16 protein-coding genes are annotated in these 17698 nt (G+C 72.9%); 11 read left to right on the forward strand and 5 right to left on the reverse strand.

Annotated elements, in window-relative coordinates; genetic code table 11:
• Both ACFY0P_RS24930 and ACFY0P_RS24935 read left to right on the forward strand, forming a co-directional pair.
• Positions 1 to 3273, forward strand: a complete 3273-nt coding sequence (locus ACFY0P_RS24930; RefSeq protein WP_388916997.1) for a sarcosine oxidase subunit delta family protein — start codon at positions 1 to 3, stop codon at positions 3271 to 3273.
• Positions 3266 to 3874 carry a sarcosine oxidase subunit gamma gene (locus ACFY0P_RS24935; protein WP_388917000.1) on the forward strand — a complete coding sequence of 203 codons (609 nt, stop codon included), beginning with the start codon at positions 3266 to 3268 and terminating at the stop codon, positions 3872 to 3874. The genes ACFY0P_RS24930 and ACFY0P_RS24935 overlap by 8 nt, the downstream gene beginning before the upstream one ends.
• Positions 3875 to 4034: 160 nt before the next feature.
• Here the strand turns inward: ACFY0P_RS24935 and purU are convergent, their stop codons facing one another.
• Together purU and ACFY0P_RS24945 are read right to left on the reverse strand one after the other, a co-directional pair.
• Positions 4035 to 4907 (reverse strand): formyltetrahydrofolate deformylase, encoded by an 873-nt coding sequence (gene purU / locus ACFY0P_RS24940; RefSeq protein ID WP_388917003.1) that lies wholly within the window; start codon positions 4905 to 4907, stop codon positions 4035 to 4037.
• 139 nt (positions 4908 to 5046) lie between these two features.
• A complete protein-coding gene (locus ACFY0P_RS24945) occupies positions 5047 to 6096 on the reverse strand; it encodes an acyl-CoA dehydrogenase family protein (protein WP_388917006.1) in 1050 nt (349 codons plus the stop codon).
• Between the two features lie 99 nt (positions 6097 to 6195).
• On the opposite strand from ACFY0P_RS24945, the gene ACFY0P_RS24950 reads away from it, so the two are divergent.
• The 9 genes from ACFY0P_RS24950 to ACFY0P_RS24990 all read left to right on the forward strand — a co-directional run bounded on the left by ACFY0P_RS24950 (position 6196) and on the right by ACFY0P_RS24990 (position 14698).
• Positions 6196 to 6546, forward strand: a complete 351-nt coding sequence (locus ACFY0P_RS24950) for a YciI family protein (protein ID WP_388917009.1) — start codon at positions 6196 to 6198, stop codon at positions 6544 to 6546.
• Positions 6546 to 7739: an RNA polymerase sigma factor gene (locus ACFY0P_RS24955; RefSeq protein WP_388917012.1), complete on the forward strand. Its 1194-nt coding sequence runs from the start codon at positions 6546 to 6548 to the stop codon at positions 7737 to 7739. Before ACFY0P_RS24950 ends, ACFY0P_RS24955 begins: the two co-directional genes overlap by 1 nt.
• Before the next feature lie 66 nt (positions 7740 to 7805).
• A complete protein-coding gene (locus ACFY0P_RS24960; RefSeq protein WP_388917015.1) occupies positions 7806 to 9200 on the forward strand; it encodes an aldehyde dehydrogenase family protein in 1395 nt (464 codons plus the stop codon).
• A 275-nt stretch (positions 9201 to 9475) separates the two neighbouring features.
• The gene (locus ACFY0P_RS24965; protein WP_388917018.1) at positions 9476 to 10186 is read left to right on the forward strand and encodes a chitinase; all 711 of its coding nucleotides are present in this window, start codon (positions 9476 to 9478) and stop codon (positions 10184 to 10186) included.
• A 46-nt stretch (positions 10187 to 10232) separates the two neighbouring features.
• Complete coding sequence (locus ACFY0P_RS24970; RefSeq protein ID WP_388917021.1) at positions 10233 to 11138, forward strand: oxidoreductase; 906 nt, start codon at positions 10233 to 10235, stop codon at positions 11136 to 11138.
• Between the two features lie 546 nt (positions 11139 to 11684).
• A complete protein-coding gene (locus tag ACFY0P_RS24975) occupies positions 11685 to 12065 on the forward strand; it encodes a BlaI/MecI/CopY family transcriptional regulator (protein ID WP_388917022.1) in 381 nt (126 codons plus the stop codon).
• Complete coding sequence (locus ACFY0P_RS24980) at positions 12065 to 12994, forward strand: M48 family metalloprotease (RefSeq protein WP_388917290.1); 930 nt, start codon at positions 12065 to 12067, stop codon at positions 12992 to 12994. Before ACFY0P_RS24975 ends, ACFY0P_RS24980 begins: the two co-directional genes overlap by 1 nt.
• A gap of 202 nt (positions 12995 to 13196) precedes the next feature.
• Entirely contained in the window at positions 13197 to 13589 is a 393-nt protein-coding gene (locus ACFY0P_RS24985; RefSeq protein WP_388917025.1) for a VOC family protein, read from the forward strand.
• Positions 13590 to 13627: 38 nt separating this feature from the next.
• The gene (locus ACFY0P_RS24990) at positions 13628 to 14698 is read left to right on the forward strand and encodes an adenosine deaminase (protein ID WP_388917028.1); all 1071 of its coding nucleotides are present in this window, start codon (positions 13628 to 13630) and stop codon (positions 14696 to 14698) included.
• On the opposite strand, the gene ACFY0P_RS24995 is transcribed toward ACFY0P_RS24990, so the two are convergent.
• The 3 genes from ACFY0P_RS24995 to ACFY0P_RS25005 are packed head-to-tail and all read right to left on the reverse strand — an operon-like array spanning position 14680 to position 17690.
• Complete coding sequence (locus ACFY0P_RS24995; RefSeq protein WP_388917031.1) at positions 14680 to 15195, reverse strand: DinB family protein; 516 nt, start codon at positions 15193 to 15195, stop codon at positions 14680 to 14682. The genes ACFY0P_RS24990 and ACFY0P_RS24995 overlap by 19 nt on opposite strands.
• 27 nt (positions 15196 to 15222) lie before the next feature.
• Entirely contained in the window at positions 15223 to 16749 is a 1527-nt protein-coding gene (locus ACFY0P_RS25000; RefSeq protein WP_388917034.1) for a carotenoid oxygenase family protein, read from the reverse strand.
• Positions 16750 to 16775: 26 nt separating this feature from the next.
• On the reverse strand, positions 16776 to 17690 hold the full coding sequence (locus tag ACFY0P_RS25005; protein WP_388917037.1) for a LysR substrate-binding domain-containing protein: 915 nt from the start codon (positions 17688 to 17690) through the stop codon (positions 16776 to 16778).
• Positions 17691 to 17698: the final 8 nt, after the last annotated feature.

Raw genomic sequence — 17698 nt, forward strand, 5'->3', positions numbered from 1 at the left:
ATGCTGCTCATTCCCTGCCCGTGGTGCGGGCCCCGCGACGAGACCGAGTTCCACTACGGCGGCCAGGCCCACGTCCCCTACCCCGAGGACCCGGCCTCCCTCACCGACGAGCAGTGGGCCCGCCACCTCTTCTTCCGCACCAACCCGAAGGGCCCGTTCGCGGAGCGCTGGAGCCACACGGCAGGCTGCCGGCGGTGGTTCAACGCGGTCCGCGACACGTCGACGAACGAGATCCTGACGGTGTACCGGGCGGGTGAGCCGCGTCCGGCGGGGCCTTCACTGCCGACGTCTTCCCTCTCAGCCCGTCCGGCGGTGCCCTCTCGGCCTACGCCTTCTGTCTCAGCCCGTCCGGCGTTCGAGGACGAGGCCGTTCAGGCCGAAGGGGGGCCGGGGGGCGCAGCCCCCAGCGGGGTGGAAGGGGCAGCGCCCCTTCAGGACGGGACGGGCAGGGGCGGGCGGGGCGACCACCCCTTCCGCACCCCCACCGGCGGCCGCATCGACCGCACCAGCCCCCTCACCTTCACCTTCGACGGCACCGAGTACCAGGGCTACCGAGGCGACACCCTCGCCTCCGCCCTCCTCGCCAACGGCGTCGTCCGGGCCGCCACCAGCATCAAGCTCGGCCGCCCCCGCGGCATCTTCTCCGCAGGCGTCGAAGAACCCAACGCGGTCGTCCAGATCGAGGCCCCGTTCCCCGAGCCGATGCTCCCCGCCACCACCGTCGAACTCCACGACGGCCTGGTCGCGACCAGCCTCCCCGGTCAGGGCCGCCTCGCCACCACCCCCGACCCGGCCCGCTACGACGCCGTACACGCCCACTGCGACCTCCTGGTGGTCGGCGCGGGCCCGGCCGGCCTCGCGGCAGCCGCGGCGGCGGCCACCAGCGGCGCCCGCGTCATCATCGCCGACGACCAGCCCGAGCCCGGCGGCAGCCTCCTCGGCACCGGCGAGCACCTCGACTGGGTCGCGGCCACCCGAGCCCGCCTCGAAGCCGCCCCCGAGGTACGCGTCCTGCCCCGCACCACCGTCTTCGGCCACTACGACGACAACCACCTCCTCGCCGTGGAGCGCCGCACCACCCACCTCGGCGCCGACGCCCCACCGAACGTCTCCCGCGAACGCGTCTGGCGGATCCGCGCCCGGCACGTCGTCCTCGCCACCGGCGCCCACGAACGCTCGCTCGCCTTCGGCGACAACGACCGCCCCGGCGTGATGCTGGCGACCTCGGCCCGTACCTACCTGAACCGGTACGCCGTGCTCCCCGGCCGGCAGGCCGTCGTCCTCACCACCAACGACAGCGCCTACGCGGCCGCCCTCGACCTGGCGGCGGCCGGAGTCGGCATCGCCGCGATCGTCGACACCCGGCCCGAACCGGGCCAGTGGGCCGAGCGGGCCCGGTCCGCCGGGATCGAGGTGCTGCCCGGGCACGCGGTCACCGGCACGGCGGGCGGCGAGCGTCTCACCGCCGTGACCGTCGCCCCGTACGAAGGCACCGGCGCACAGCGGGAGTTCACGGCCGACCTGCTCCTCGTCTCCGGCGGCTGGAACCCGGTCGCGCACCTGTTCAGCCAGGCGGGCGGCAAGCTCCGCCACGACGAGGTGCTCGGCACGTTCGTACCCGACGGCTGCCGTCAGGCGGTGGCGGTCGCGGGCGCCGCGAACGGGGTGTTCGACCTCGCCACGGCCCTCGTCCAGGGCACGGCGGCCGGCACGCGCGCGGTGGAGGCCGAGGGCTACACCGCCGAGCCCCCCGCCCTCCCCGCCGTGGCCCCACAGCCGTACACCCCGCCCATGCCGGTCTTCACCGTCCCCGGCGAGGGACCCCGCTTCGTCGACCTCCAGCGCGACGTCACCGTGGCGGACCTGACCCGCGCCACCGGCGCCGGCCTGCGCTCGGTGGAGCACACCAAGCGCTACACCACGGCCGGCACCGCCAACGACCAGGGGAAGACCGGTGGCCTCCTGGCGAGCGGAGTCGTCGCCGAACTCCTCGGCGTGGACATCTCGGCGCTCGGCCTGCCCACCTTCCGGCCGCCGTACACCCCCGTCTCCTTCGCCGCTCTCGCCGGCCGCGACCGGGGCGCGCTGCACGACCCGGTCCGCACCACCGCCCTGCACGGATGGCACGTCGAGCACGGCGCGCTCTTCGAGAACGTCGGGCAGTGGAAGCGGCCCTGGTACTACCCGCGGGACGGCGAGGACATGGAGACCGCCGTGCTCCGCGAGTGCCGCGCCGCCCGCGAGGGCGTGGCCTTCATGGACGCCTCCACGCTCGGAAAGATCGACGTCCAGGGCCCGGACGCCGGGCGCTTCCTGGACCTGCTCTACACGAACATGATGGGCACCCTGAAGGTCGGCATGATCCGCTACGGCGTGATGTGCCGCCCGGACGGCATGGTGTTCGACGACGGCACGGTCATCCGGCTCGCCCCCGACCGGTTCCTGGTCACCACCACGACCGGCAACGCGGCGGCCGTCCTGGACTGGATGGAGGAGTGGCTGCAGACCGAGTGGCCCGACCTGCGCGTGCGCTGCACCTCGGTCACCGAGCACTGGGCGACCGTCGCCCTGGTCGGCCCCGTATCCCGTGCGGTCCTCGGCTCGCTCGCGCCCGAACTGGCCGTGTCCAACGACGACTTCCCGTTCATGGCCTGGCGGGATACCACCGTCGCCGGCATCGACGCCCGCGTGTGCCGGATCAGCTTCTCCGGCGAACTCGCCTACGAGATCAACGTGTCGCCGTGGCACGCGGTCGCGCTCTGGGAGGCGCTGTACGAGGCGGGCGCCCCCTACGGCATCACCCCGTACGGCACCGAGACCATGCACGTGCTGCGGGCCGAGAAGGGCTACCCGATCGTCGGCCAGGACACCGACGGCACCGTCACCCCCCAGGATCTCGGCATGGGCTGGGCGGTCTCGAAGAAGAAGCCCGACTTCATCGGCAAGCGCTCCCACGCCCGTGCCGACACTGCGCGCCCCGACCGCAAGCACCTGGTCGCCCTCCTCACCGACGACCCGGGCGCCTTCCTCCCGGAGGGCACGCACCTGGTCGCCGACAGCGAACTGCCCGCTCCGCCCGTGCCGATGCTCGGTCACGTCACCTCCAGCTACCGCAGCGCCGCGCTCGGCCGGACCTTCGCGCTCGCCCTGGTCAAGGGCGGCCGGGACCGCATCGGAGAACGCCTCTACGCCCCCGTCGGCGGACAGCTCCTGCCGGTGACCGTCGCCAGCCCCGTCCTCTACGACCCCGAGGGAGCCCGCCGCGATGGCTGACACCGCCCCGACCACATCACGGCGCAGCCCCCTGGCCGACGCCGCACCCCGCCTGGCCGCCCTGACCCGCTCCTCCAAGGGCGCGCTCCGGCTGGCCGAACTCCCCTTCCTGGCCCAGGTGAACGTCCGCCTCGACGCCAAGGGCCCGGCGGCGGACGCCGTGGGACTGGCCCTGGGAGTGCAGCTGCCTCCGGAACCCGACACCGTGGTGCACGCGGGGGAGGTGACCGCGGTGTGGCTCGGCCCCGACGAGTGGCTGGTGGTGGGCCGGCCGGGCACCGAGCGGGACCTGGAGAGCCGGATCCGCACGGCCGCCGGGGAGGAACCGGGAGCCGTCGCCGTCACGGACGTCTCCGCCCAGCGCACCACCCTTCTCGTCGGCGGCCCGCGCGCCCGCGACCTGCTCGCCCACGGCTGTTCCCTGGATCTCCACCCCCGTGCCTTCGGCCCCGGTCGCTGCGCCCAGACCACGCTGGCCCGCACCCAGGTCGTCCTGGTCGCACGGGACGAGACCAGGGCCGGGTTCTGGGTCCTGGTGCGCTCCTCGTTCGCCGGCTACCTGGCGGACTGGCTGCTGGACGCGGCCGTCGAATACGCCTGAGGAACCGCGAACGGCGGGGCGGCCCCCCCCCCCGGGGGGGGGCCGCCCGGGGGGGGGGGGGGGGGGGGCCCCGCGGGCCGGGCCGCCCCCCCCCCCCCCCCCCCCCCCCCCCCGGGGGGCCCCCCCCCCCCCCGGGGGGGCCGCCCCGCCGTTCGCGGTGTCAGCGGAAGACGACCGTGCAGCGGCCGTTGACCAGCACCCGGCTCTCGCTGTGCCACCGCACGGCACGGGCGAGCACCTGGGCCTCCACGTCACGGCCCAGCGCGACCAGCTCGTCCGGGGCGTGCGAGTGGCTCACCCGGACGACGTCCTGCTCGATGATCGGGCCCTCGTCCAGGTCGGGCGTCACGTAGTGCGCCGTGGCGCCCACCAGCTTGACGCCGCGCCGGTGCGCCTGGACGTACGGCCGGGCCCCCTTGAAGCTCGGCAGGAAGGAGTGGTGGATGTTGATGGCCCGGCCGTCGAGCTGCTTGCACAGGTCGTCGGAGAGGATCTGCATGTACCGGGCGAGCACCACCAGGTCGACGTCCAGCTCGCCGACGAGCCGCAGCAGCCGGGCCTCCGCCTCCGCCTTGGTGTCGGGTGTCACCGGGATGTGATGGAAGGGGATGCCGTAGGTCCGGGCCAGCGGCTCGAAGTCGCGGTGGTTGGAGACGATCGCGGGGATCTCGATGTTGAGCGCGCCCGTGGACCTGCGGAACAGCAGGTCGTTCAGGCAGTGGCCGAACTTCGACACCATGATGAGGGTGCGGGTCGGGGTCGACGCGTCGTTCAGCCGCCAGGTGATCCGGTGTTCCTCGGCGACCGGGACGAATCCGGTGCGCAGTTCCTCCAGCGAGCCGGCGCCGTCCGGGACGTCGAAGTGCACCCGCATGAAGAAGCGCTCCTGCAGACGGTCGTCGAACTGCTGACTCTCCAGGATGTTGCCGCCGTGGCCGACCAGAAAGCCGGTGACGGCGTGGACCAGACCGGCCCGGTCGGGGCACGAAAGGGTGAGGACGAACTCGCGGCCGGGCTCCGGTCGAGGAGACATGACACCCTCCAGGATGCGCACTGCGCAACGATATGAGTGATGCGCAACATGGTCCAGGCAAGTCGGCCGGCGGGTCAAGGGGGCGTGTTCTATTTGGCGCACCACTTTGTGCGATACGCAACACCCGGCAGTGCTCCCGTCAACGACCGGAGTGGTGCTGCTCCGCGAGTCGTCTCAGATGCGCCGTGCGCGATTCCCCCGTCTGGCCCTGGACCAGCAGGAACAGGCCCTCCCTGGCGAGGCGCTGGGCGCGGTGGTCCAGGGACATCGACCGGCCGCCGCCCGTCACCACCGCCGCGGTCGTGGCCGTACGCATCAGGGTGAACGCCTCAGCCCGCAACGCCAGCCGCTCCTGCGCGTGCTCGTACGGCACCGGACGGTCGGCCAGGGCGTAGGCCCGGCGGCGGATTCCGGCCAGGCGGCCCCGCAGAACGGCCGCGTACTCCTCCTCCACCAGCGCCAGCGCCGCCTCCGTGATCCCGAAGACCGCCGGGCTGGCGTTGAAGGTCTTCGGGCGGTCCGCCGCCGCCCACTGCTCGTACGGCATCCGGAGCGCGACCGCCTCCTGAGGGACCCGCAGGCCGTCCAGGTCCAGGGACACGGTCCGGGACGCGGTGAGCGCCGCCAGGCGCATCGGTTCCGACGGCCGCAGGCCCGGCTGCTCCCGTGCCTCCACGAAGGCGAACAGGGCCTCGTCGTCCTCGGTCACCCCGGCCAGCAGCAGCACGTCGTTCAGGCCCCAGCCGGTGTACCAGGGCACGGTGCCGGAGAAGAGCCATGCGCCCGCCTCCCTACGGACCCGCACGGGAACCCGCGGGTAGGACCGCAGATGCGCGTACGCCACCCCCGACAGCAGCTCGCCCCGCGCCAGCGGGCCCAGCAGGCGCTCCCGCACCGGCAGCTCGGACCTGGTCAGGGTCAGCACCGGAGTGTGGTGCTGCGTCTGCACGAACCAGGTGGAGCAGCACGCCCCGGCCAGGATCTCCGCCGTCTCCCGCACCACGGCCGCCGGCGCCGCCGAGCCGCCGTACGCCACCGGGGCGTTCACCCCCAGCAGGCCTGAGCGCTTGACCGCCTCGATGTGGCTCGCGGGGACGCCCTCCTGGTCGACGCGCTCGGCGGCGGGGGAGAGGAGGGTGTCGGCGAGCTCCCGGGCGCGGGCGACGAGCGGATGCGCGGCGATGGTCATAGGAAAGATTCTTTCGGTTACCCGGAGTGCGGTGTCGATCCGGGGGCCCGCCGTTCGTGTAGAAGGCGAGAACACCCCGCGACGACCGAGGAGAACGTCATGAAGCACTACCTGCTGAGCGTGGTCCAGCCCGCCGACGCCACCCCGCCCTCGCCCGACGCGCTCGCCGCGATCATGCGCGACGTCGAGGCGTTCAACGACGAGCTGCGCGCCGCCGGTGCCTGGGTCTTCGCGGGCGGACTGCACGGTCCGGAGACGGCCACGATGCTGCGTCCCGAGGACGGCGACGTACTGATCACGGACGGGCCCTACGCCGAGGGCAAGGAGTACCTGGGCGGCCTCTGCCTGATCCGCGCCGAGGACCTCGACGCAGCCCTGGAGTGGGGCCGCAGGGCCGCGCTCGCCACCACCCTCCCCATCGAGGTACGGCCCTTCGTGGACCAGCACTGATGGCGGAGCCCGCCGACGTCGAGGCCGTGTTCCGTACCGAGTACGGGCGCGCGGTCTCGGTTCTGGTCCGCTTCCTCGGCGACATCGACCTCGCCGAGGAAGCGGTCCAGGACGCCTTCACCACCGCGCTGGACAGCTGGCCGCGCACCGGGACGCCGCCGAGCCCGGCCGGCTGGATCATCACCACCGCCCGCAACCGCGCGATCGACCGGCTGCGCCGCGAGTCCTCCCGGGACGCACGGCACGCCGAGGCCGCCCGGCTGCACGCGCCCGACGCACCGGCCGAGGAGGGCCCCGTGCGCGACGAACGGCTCCGGCTGATCTTCACCTGCTGCCATCCCGCCCTCGCCCTCCAGTCCCGGGTGGCCCTGACCCTGCGCCTGCTCGGCGGGCTCAGCACGGCCCGGATCGCCCGCGCCTTCCTGGTCCCCGAGCCCACCCTCGCCCAGCGCCTGGTGCGCGCCAAGGCGAAGATCCGCGACGCGGGGATCCCGTACCGGGTGCCGAAGGACGCCGACCTCCCCGACCGGCTGAACGGGGTCCTGGCCGTCGTCTACCTCGTCTTCAACGAGGGCTACGGCGGCGATCCCGCGCTGTGCGCCGAAGCCGTGCGCCTGGGCCGGCTGCTGTGCGAGCTGATGCCGGACGAGCCCGAGGCGGCAGGGCTGCTCGCGCTGATGCTGCTCGTCGAGGCCCGCCGGCCCGCCCGGCAGCCGACGGCCGGTGACCTGGTCCCGCTGCCCGAGCAGGACCGCGGCCTCTGGGACCGGGAGCTGATCGAGGAGGGTCAGGAGCTCGTCCGGCGGTGCCTGCGGCGCAACCGCCCCGGGCCGTACCAGATCCAGGCAGCGATCAACGCCGTGCACAGCGACGCGCGGAGCGCCGGGGCCACCGACTGGGGTCAGATCCTGGCGCTGTACGACCAGCTCATGGCCGTCGCCCCCACCCCGGTGGTGGCGCTGAACCGGGCGGTCGCGGTGGCCGAGGTCCAGGGCCCGGCCGCGGCTCTGGAGCTGGTCGACGCCCTCGATTTGAGCGGGTACCACGTGCTGCACGCCGTCCGCGCAGACCTGCTGCGCCGGCTGGGCCGGGACCGCGAGGCGGTGGCGGAGTACGACGCGGCCATCGCGCTCACCGGCAGCCTGCCCGAACAAGTACACCTCGCACGGCGGCGGGGCGAACTCACCGGCTGAGCAGGTGTGACCTTCGTCAAACGCAGTGGTTTCGGGCTGCCGGAATTTACTTCGGTCCATGAAAGGTTGCAATATACATCTGATCGTCGAGACCCCGTTCGGGCCGTGCGGCCCGAACGCACCACCAGCGAGGCATCCGTGAACCAGCCCACCCCCGAGCAGCCCGCCGACATCGTGGCCCGGCTGCGCGCCACCTTCCGCACCGGCCGCACCAAGCCCGTCGAGTGGCGCATCGGCCGGCTCCGCCGGCTGCGCGCCATGCTCACGGAGCGCGGCGACGAGATCGCCGCGGCCCTCAACGCGGACCTGGGCAAGAGCACCCGCGAGGCCTACGGCTCGGAGATCGACTTCACCATCCGGGAGATCGACCACACCCTCGACCACCTGGAGGAGTGGCTGCGCCCCGAGTCCGCGCCGGTCCCGAAGCACCTGGGCGACGACGCGACCGCCTGGACGCAGTACGACCCCCTCGGCGTCGTCCTCGTCATCGCCCCCTGGAACTACCCGGCCCAGCTGCTGCTCGCCCCCGTGGCCGGCGCCCTCGCGGCCGGCAACACGGTCGTCGCCAAGCCCAGCGAGCTGGCCCCGGCGACCTCGGCCGCACTGGCCCGGCTGCTCCCGGCCTACCTCGGCACCGAGGCGGTCGCCGTCGTCGAGGGCGGCGTCCCCGAGACCACGGCCCTGCTCGCCGAGCGCTTCGACCACATCTTCTACACCGGCAACGGCGTGGTCGGCCGTATCGTCATGCGCGCCGCCGCCGAGCACCTCACCCCGGTCACCCTCGAACTCGGCGGCAAGTCCCCGGCGTTCGTCGACCGCGGCACCGACCTCACCGTGGTCGCGCAGCGGCTGGCGCGCGGCAAGTTCCTCAACGCCGGGCAGACCTGCGTGGCCCCCGACTACGTCCTGACCGACCCCGAGACGGCAACGGCCCTGGAGCCCGCCCTGGCCAAGGCCGTCCAGGGGCTGTTCGGCGGCGAGCCCAAGGAGTCCGGCGAGTACGGCCGGATCGTCAACGAGCGCCACTTCGACCGGCTCAGCGCACTGCTCGGCTCGGGCCGGGTGGCCGTCGGCGGCGAGACCGACCGCGCCGCCAAGTACATCGCGCCCACCGTGCTCGCCGACGTCGACCCGAAGTCCCCCGTGATGCAGGAGGAGATCTTCGGCCCTCTCCTGCCCATCGTCACCGTCCCGGACCTCGACAGCGCGATCGGCTTCGTCAACGACCGTGACAAGCCCCTCGCGCTCTACGTGTTCAGCGAGTCCGACGACACCCGGGAGCGTTTCGCCGCCGAGACGTCCTCCGGCGCCCTCGGCCACGGCCTGCCGCTCGCCCATCTCACCGTCTCCGACCTGCCGTTCGGCGGGGTGGGGGAGAGCGGTATGGGCAGCTACCACGGCCGGTACTCCATCGAGACGTTCAGCCACCGCAAGGCGATCCTCGCCAAGCCCCTGAGCTGACCCCCACCATCCTCCGGGCCCGACCGCACCGATGCGGCCGGGCCCGACCGCTGCCGTGCCGTTCCACGGTGAAGGGCCGGGCCACCCGCGCCGAAAGCCCGACTTTCCTGTTTCCGGGCGCAATTGCGGTTGCCGTGGCCCGGGCCCCGGCGGCCTGTTGACTGGTCTATACCCTTGACTGGTACAGACCAAGGCAGTTGAGTGTGCCTCACACCCCCCACCGCGGCCGCACCCCCTTCGAGGGGCGCGGCCGTGCTCCGCAAAGGAGTTGATCCGTGTTGAGGCGCCGTATCGCCGCACTCCTGACCTCGCTGGCCATAGGCAGCTCCGTCCTGGTGCTCCAGGCGGCCCCCTCGGCCTCCGCCGCCGGCTTCGTCGTCAGCCAGGCGCAGTTCAACCAGATGTTCCCGAACCGGAATGCGTTCTACAGCTACAGCGGCCTCACCGCCGCGCTCAGCGCCTACCCGGCCTTCGCCGGCACCGGCAGCGACACCGTCAAGAAGCAGGAGGCCGCCGCCTTCCTCGCGAACGTCAGCCACGAGACCGGCGGGCTGGTCCACATCGTCGAGCAGAACACCGCCAACTACTCCCACTACTGCGACCGGAGCCAGTCCTACGGCTGTCCCGCAGGCCAGTCCGCCTACTACGGGCGCGGCCCCATCCAGCTCAGCTGGAACTTCAACTACAAGGCCGCGGGCGACGCGCTCGGCATCGACCTCCTCAACAACCCCTGGCAGGTCGAGAACAACTCGGCCGTCGCCTGGAAGACCGGCCTGTGGTACTGGAACACCCAGAAGGGCCCCGGCACCATGACCGGCCACAACGCCATGGTCAGCCAGGCCGGCTTCGGCCAGACCATCCGCAGTATCAACGGCTCCCTGGAGTGCGACGGCAAGAACCCGGCACAGGTGCAGAGCAGGGTCAGCGCCTACCAGAAGTTCACCCAGATCCTCGGCGTCCCGGCCGGCGGCAACCTCTACTGCTGACCCCGTCGTCGGCATCGCCGTCAGGACCGTGTGCCAGACTCCGTCGATGACCTCTGAAACGATCACCGCGGAAGCCTCCGGCACCTGGAAACTCGGCGACCTGCCCGTCCACCGCCTCGGCTTCGGCGCGATGCGGCTGACGGGCAGCGCCGCCTTCCACCACGGCACCCCGAGCGACCGCGACCGGTCGATCGCCGTACTGCGCAAGGCCGTCGAGCTCGGCGTGAACCACATCGACACGGCCGCCTTCTACTTCTCCGCCCTGCGCTCCGCCAACGAGCTCATCAACACCGCGCTCTCCCCGTACCCCGACGACCTGGTCATCGTCACCAAGGTCGGCCCCTACCGCGACTACCACGGGGAGTGGGGCACCTCCGCCCGCCCCGACCAGCTGCGCGGGCACGTCGAGGAGAACCTGCGCCAGCTGGGCCGCGACCACCTCGACGTCGTCAACCTCCGCCGGATGCGCCAGGACTCGATCGCCGAGCACTTCGGTGCCCTCGCCGAACTGCGCGAGGCCGGGCTGATCCGGCACCTCGGCGTCTCCGACGTCGAACCACGCCATCTCGACGAGGCGCTGGCCATCGCCCCCGTGGTGTGCGTGCAGAACCGCTGGGGACTCGACGCGGCGAACCCGGCCACCGACGAAGTCGTGCGCATCTGTGGCGAGCGGGGCATCGCCTTCGTACCCTTCTTCGCCGTCGCGGGCGACGCCGGGGCGCTCGGCGCCACCGCGCACCACGAGGACGAGGTCCTCGCCGTCGCCCGCGCCCACGACGCCACCCCCGCCCAGATCCGCCTCGCCTGGACCCTGCACCAGGGCCCGCACGTCCTCGCCATCCCCGGCACCGGCAACCCTGACCACCTGGCCGAGAACGTGGCGGCCGGTGCCATCCGGCTCACCGAGGACGAACTGACCCGGCTCGACGCCCTCCACGCCAAGGCCGGTTGACGGTCCGGCCCAGACCCTCCACACCCCGTTCCGCGTCAGATGCCGGCCGCGCGGCTCGTGCTCCGTCACCTCCCCGTCGAACGGCACCACGTCCTCCGTGTCCCCGAGCACGAGCCTGGCCCGGCCGCCGTCCCGCGGATCGCGGCCGCTGGGGTGGTGATCGGGGCGGAGAGCCGCACCGCGTCCCCGCGCCATCCGAAGCAGAGCGGGACGGGACACGGCAGCCCGCCGTCGTCCGCCGTGGCCACCCGGATGTCCGTCTCCCGCTCCGGTCGGGCGAGGACGTCAGGCTTGTGCTGACGGGGGGAACGGGCCGAGTCGGTGATCTCGACGGCCGCGGAGCCATCGGCCGGGTCCGCTCCGCGTCTCGGGCCCGCCTCCCAGGTCTCGGGTACCGCGCCCCGGGACGATTCCCGGGCCGGCGGCCACGGTCCCTGCCGCGACGGGCTTCCGATAATGGGTCAACGGGCGGTGGCCGCCGCCGGGCTGACTACACTGCCGTAGACGGTCTGCGGATCGAGGACGAAGAAGGGGTGAGGAACCTCCATGGCCGACCCGAAGGACGAACGCCGGCCGGCCGGCGAACTGGAGGCGAGCGTCATGGCGGCTCTCTGGGCCGCCGGTGCGCCCCAGACCCCCGGGCAGGTGCAGCGGAGCCTCGGCACCGACCTGGCCCGCACGACGGTGACGACGATCCTGACCCGGCTGCACGACAAGGGCGTCGTCGAACGGCACCGCCAGGGGCGCGGCTACGCCTACGTCCCCGTCCAGGACGCGCAGGGCCTGACCGCGAAGCGGATGCACACCGAACTCGACCGGGACACCGACCGGGAGACCGTGCTGGCCCGGTTCGTCGCCCAGCTCAGCCCCGACGACGAGCGCGTGCTGCGCATCCTGCTCGAAGCCGACGAGCAATCCGGTGGATGATGATCGCACTCCTGGCCCTGCCGCTGCTGCTGCCGTTCGCCCTCCCGCCCCTGGCCCGCCGGGCCCTCGACCGGCTGGCCCCCGCCGTCGCGCTCCGGGCGATCACCGGCTCGGCCGTCGCCCTCGCGGGGTGCTCGCTCGCCGCTCTCGGCGCGTTCGTCCTCACCGGGCTGCTCAGGCTGCCGTTCTTCGCCGCGCTCGGCGACCTGATCCAGCCCCTGCACACCGCCTCCGACCGCTACGTGCTGCCGCTGGCCGCGGTGTCGGTGGGCGGCCTCGCCGTGTGTGCCTGGACGCTCGCGCGATCGGTGCTCCGGCAGGTCCGTGCCTTTCGCGCGGCCCGCACGGCGGCCGGGCGAGGACCTGCGGCGGGTGACCTGTGCGTGGTCGACTCGCCGTGTGCGGACGCGTACGCGTTGCCCGGAAGGCCGCACCGGATCGTGGTCACCACCGGAATGCTGCGCAGTCTCGACGGGAGTGAGCGGGAGGCGCTGTTCGCGCACGAACGGGCGCACAACGCGGGCGGCCATCACTACTTCCTCGCCGCGGCCGAGCTCGCGGCGCACTGCCATCCGGCGTTGCGCGGGGTCCGGGACCTCATCCGGCTGGCCGTGGAGCGGGCCGCCGACGAGGCCGCGGCGAGCGCGGTGGGGGACCGGCGGCTGACGGCCCGTGCGATCGCCCGGGCGGCGCTGGCGGGGCAGGGCGGGAGCGTCGAGCGGCCGGCGTTCGTGCCGGGTGCCGCGTCGGGGCCGGTGCCGCAGCGGGTCGAGGCGCTGCTGGCCGCGCCGCGCGGGCGGCGGCGGGCCGGGGGGTGGGTCGCGGTGCTGCTGGTGGCCTGCACCGGGTTGTCGTGTGTCGCCTCCGCGACCGGGATGGTCGACTTCCATCATCGGGTGGAGGTCGCGCAGGGGGAAGCGGAGCGGTAGGGGGGCGGCCGTTCGGCGGGTGCGGGTGCGTGGTGGCTGTCGCGCAGTTCCTCCCCCAGCCTTCGGCCGGGGTACCCCCAGCGCCCCTGGAGGGGCGCCTTGGCGGACGCTCCCAAGAAGTTCCCTTCGGAAGGGGAAGACTGGCATCCGTGGAGTTTTACGTATAACCTCTCCCGCTAACCAGCCCCACCGAAAGGCCCCCATGCGACGCGTCGCCCTGGTCACCCTCGTCGTCGGCGACTACGACGAGGCGATCCGCTTCTACACCGAGGCCCTCGGGTTCCGGCTCGTCGAGGACGCGCCCCGCCCGGACGGCTCCCGCTGGGTCGTCGTGGAGCCCGGCGGGGAGGGACACGGCACCGGACTGCTGCTCGCCCGCGCCAAGGACGAGGGCCAGCGCGCCCGCGTCGGTGACCAGACGGGCGGCCGTGTCGGCTTCTTCCTGCACACCGACGACTTCGCCCGCGACCACGCCCGGATGACCGCCGCCGGCGTGACCTTCCTGGAGGAGCCGCGGCACGAGCCGTACGGCAGCGTCGCCGTCTTCCAGGACCTGTACGGAAACCGCTGGGACCTGCTCCAGCCCGCCGCCTGACCGACCACTCCGAACCACCTGCCGAGGACAGCTCCACCATGACTGCTACGCGCGTAGACGCAGACGTGATCCGTCGCCTCCCCAAGGCCGTCCTGCACGACCACCTCGACGGCGGCCTGCGCCCCGCCACCCTCGTCGAGCTCGCGGCCGAGGTCGGTCACACCCTTCCCACCACCGACCCCGACGAGCTGGCCGCCTGGTACGTCGAGGCCGCCGGCTCCGGCGACCTGGTCCGCTACATAGCCACCTTCGAGCACACCCTCGCGGTGATGCAGACCAGGGAGGGGCTGCGACGGGTCGCCGAGGAGTACGTCCTGGACCTCGCCGCCGACGGTGTCGTCTACGGCGAGGTGCGCTACGCGCCGGAGCTGAACGTCCAGGGCGGGCTCACGCTGAACGAGGTCGTGGAGAGCGTGCAGGAGGGGCTCGCCGCCGGTATGGCGAAGGCCGCTGCCGCCGGCACGCCCGTCCGCGTGGGCACGCTGCTGTGCGGCATGCGGATGTTCGACCGGGTCCGCGAGGCCGCCGAGGCGGCCGTCGCCTACCGGGACGCCGGTGTCGTCGGCTTCGACATCGCCGGCGCCGAGGACGGCTTCCCGGCCGCCGACCACCTCGACGCCTTCCGGTACCTGCGCGACGAGAGCGTGCCCTTCACCATCCACGCCGGTGAGGCGTTCGGCCTGCCCAGCATCCACCAGGCGGTCCAGGCGTGCGGCGCCCAGCGCATCGGGCACGGTGTCCGCATCACCGAGGACATCGTCGACGGCAAGCTCGGCCGCCTCGCCGGCTGGGTGCGCGACCGCCGGATCGCCCTGGAGATGTGTCCCACCTCCAACCTCCAGACCGGCTGCGCCACCTCCATCGCCGAGCACCCGATCACCGTCCTGAAGGAGCTGGGCTTCCGGGTCACCCTCAACACCGACAACCGGCTGGTCTCGGGGACGACGATGACCCGGGAGATGTCCCTGCTGGTCGACGAGGCGGGCTGGACGGTCGAGGACCTGCGCGCGGTCACGGTGAACGCCCTGAAGAGCGCGTTCATCCCGTTCGACGAGCGCAGGGCCCTCATCGAGGACGTCGTGCTGCCGGGTTACGCCGCCGTGCTCTGAAGCAGCCCCCGCAGATAGGCGGCCTGTCCGACGTGCTGAAGGTCGTCGGACAGGACGCTCACCAGCCGTACGCCCAGCGTGACCGGCGGATCGAAGCGGGTGTCGACGACCCGTTCGAGATCCTTGGCGGGAAGCTCGCGCAGCACCCCCAGGGTCTGCTCGTGCACCGCGTCGTAGTAGCCGGTCAGCAGACCGGCGGTGTCCACGGTGACCTTCGCGACCTCCGCGGGCGTGTGGCCGTACCCGTGGTCACGGGGCGGCAGGTCGAGGCCGAAACGCTTCTCCCAGCCCTGGGCCAGCCACACCTGGTCGAGGTCGAAGGCGTCGGCGACGTGGTCGTCCTGGATCCGGGTGAGGTGCCAGACCAGCCAGGTGACGGAGTTGGCGTCCGGGGCCGGGCGCTTGTTGAGCAGGTCGGGGTCGGTGCCGTCGAGGGCGGCATGGACTTCTTCCTGGATGCGGCCGAAGCCGTCGATGAGGATGTCCCTTGCATGCATACGACCACGATCGCGCATCGCGGGTCGTCATGCGTCCGGAATCCAGCTTCCGTGAAAGCCCAGCGGCACCCGGCCCGGCAGGTGCACCCGGGCCAGCGGCTCGCCGGTGAAGTCCTGCGCGGCGAGGATCAGCAGGTCGGCGGCGCCCCGGTCTGGGTTGTGGGCGTAGGCGATCGCGTACCCGTCGTCCTCCCGCCGCCCGTGTTCGCCCGGCACGAACACCGCCTCACCCGCCGCCGCGCCCCTCGGGAGCCGGTGCACCTCGGCCGTGCCGCGTGCGAGGTCGTGCTTGAAGAGGGCGTTGGAGAAGGCGCGGTCCGGTGGGTTGCCGTCGCCGGCCAGGTAGGCGACGGACATCTCGGCAGCCGCCGCCGAGTAGCCGTACCGGTGCCGACGGGACACCAACTCCTCGTTGACCCGCGGGAATTCCTGCGGCCGGTCGTCGAGCGTGCGCCTGCGGACCTGCCCCCGGCGCAGGTCGACGGTCCAGCGCTCCAGCTTCGCGGTACCCACCGCGTGCGGACCGTCGGTGGTGCGGCTCGCGACGTCGAACGGCGCCGGATACGTCGTCAGGTCGATCACCACGGACCCGCCCTCGTCGTACGCGTTCAGGGTGTGCGAGTAGAAGACCGGGTCGATGCCGAACCACCGGACGGCACCCCCGGAGCGTGACATCACACCCACCCGGGCGGGGTGTTCACGGTTCCAGACGTACGGCACCGGTGCGCCCGCCTCGGCGGCCGCCGCGTCGAAGGTGACCGGGATGTCGAAGACGACCACGTGCTTCTCGGTGAGCGCGAAGTCGTGCATCATCGGCGCGTCCCGGACCGGGATCCGGGTGGTGCGGGCGAGCCGGCCGCTCGGGTCCACGACCAGGTGCCGGACATGGTCCCAGGTCGGGTAGTAGGCGATCGCGTGCAACTCGTCCGCGTGCGCGTCGTACTTGGTGTGCGCGGTGAACGCGCCCTCCAGGGTGCCGCGGAAGTCGTAGGTGCCCACGGTGTTCAGCTCGCCGTCGAGTTCGTACGGCAGCGGGCCGCTCTCCTGGAGCGCGAGGATCCGTCCCCGGTAGGGGACGACGTGGGTGTTGCAGGCGAAGTCGTCCGGCGGGACCGGACCGGGGTAGGTCTCGCCGAGCTTCGCCGTCACCTGTGAGGACCGCACCCAGCGGTTGCGGTACCACTCGGCCCGGCCGTCGCGCAGCCGCACCCCGTGCACCATGCCCTCGCCCAGCATCCAGTGGTGGGCGCGCGGATCCTCCAGGCCGAGCACGTTCGGGCCGTTGCGCAGGTAACGGCCGTTCAGGTCACTGGGGACACGGCCGGTGACCGGCAGGTCGAAGGCCGTGAGTTCCTCGGTGACCGGGGCGAACGCGCCCTCCAGGAAGGGATGGTGACGCTCCGCCGGGTCTGGCGCTGTCGTCGATGCTGCCGCCGGACGGACCGCCGTTCCCGTCAGCGCGCCCGCCACCGCGATGCCCGCGCCCCGCGCAGCACCGTACGCCGTGTGTGTTCCGCCATCTCCGCACTCCCCGTCGTCGTCGTGGACAACCACGAGTCTGCGGCGACGGGCGGCCGGGGTCAGGAGGGGCAGGCCCCGTCCGGGGGTGTTGCCAGACCCCCTGTCTCGAGGAGGGTGATCAGCGCCCGGGCCGCCGGGCTGGTGGCCGTCTCCGGCGGCAGCAGGGCGACCGTCTCGTACGCGGTCTCGTCGGTGTCCTTGAGCGCGAGCGCGGTCAGCGCGGGGCGCTTGTGGCGGAAGTGCCGGGGTACGACGGCGATGCCGAGGTTCTCGTCGACCAGGTCGAGGAGGCTGTGCACATCGTTGACCTCCAGGGCGACCGTGCGCCGTACGCCCGCCGAGGCGAAGGCCGCGTCGGTCGTGCGGCGCGGGCCCCAGTCCGGGTGGAAGTCGACGAACACCTCCCCGTCGAGGTCCTCCGGGGTCACGGCCGCGCCGGCCGTCGCCAGCCGGTGGCTGGGATGGCAGAGCACGGTCATCGGTTCGCCGGTCAGGGATACCGAGCGCAACTGGTCGGTGTCGTCCTGGGTGCGGTAGGCGAAGGCCAGGTCGAGCCGGCCCGCCGCCACCTCCTCGGCGAGCGCGCCGGAACCGGCCTGCCGCAGCCGGATCTCCACGTCGGGATGCCGGCGCCGGAACGCGGCGAGGAGCCCCGCCACATGCACCCCGGCGATGCACTGCTCGGTGCCCAGTGCCAGCGTCCCGCGCAGCACGCCCTGCACCGCGGCCACCGCCTCGTGTGCCGACCGCACCTGCGCCAGGATGCGCTCCGCCTCGCCGAGCAGCGCCCGGCCGGCCTCGGTCAGCGTCACCCGGCGGGTCGTCCGCACGAACAGCGGCGCCCGCAGCTCCCGCTCCAGGGCCCGGATCGAGGCCGAGAGACCGGACTGGGACACCATCAGCCGTTCGGCGGCCCGGGTGAAGTGCTGGTCCTCGGCGACGGCGACGAAATGCTGGAGGTGGCGCAGTTCCATGATTGAGA

It is taken from the genome of Streptomyces sp. NPDC001714, from assembly GCF_042892755.1.
Classification (GTDB): Bacteria; Actinomycetota; Actinomycetes; order Streptomycetales; family Streptomycetaceae; genus Streptomyces.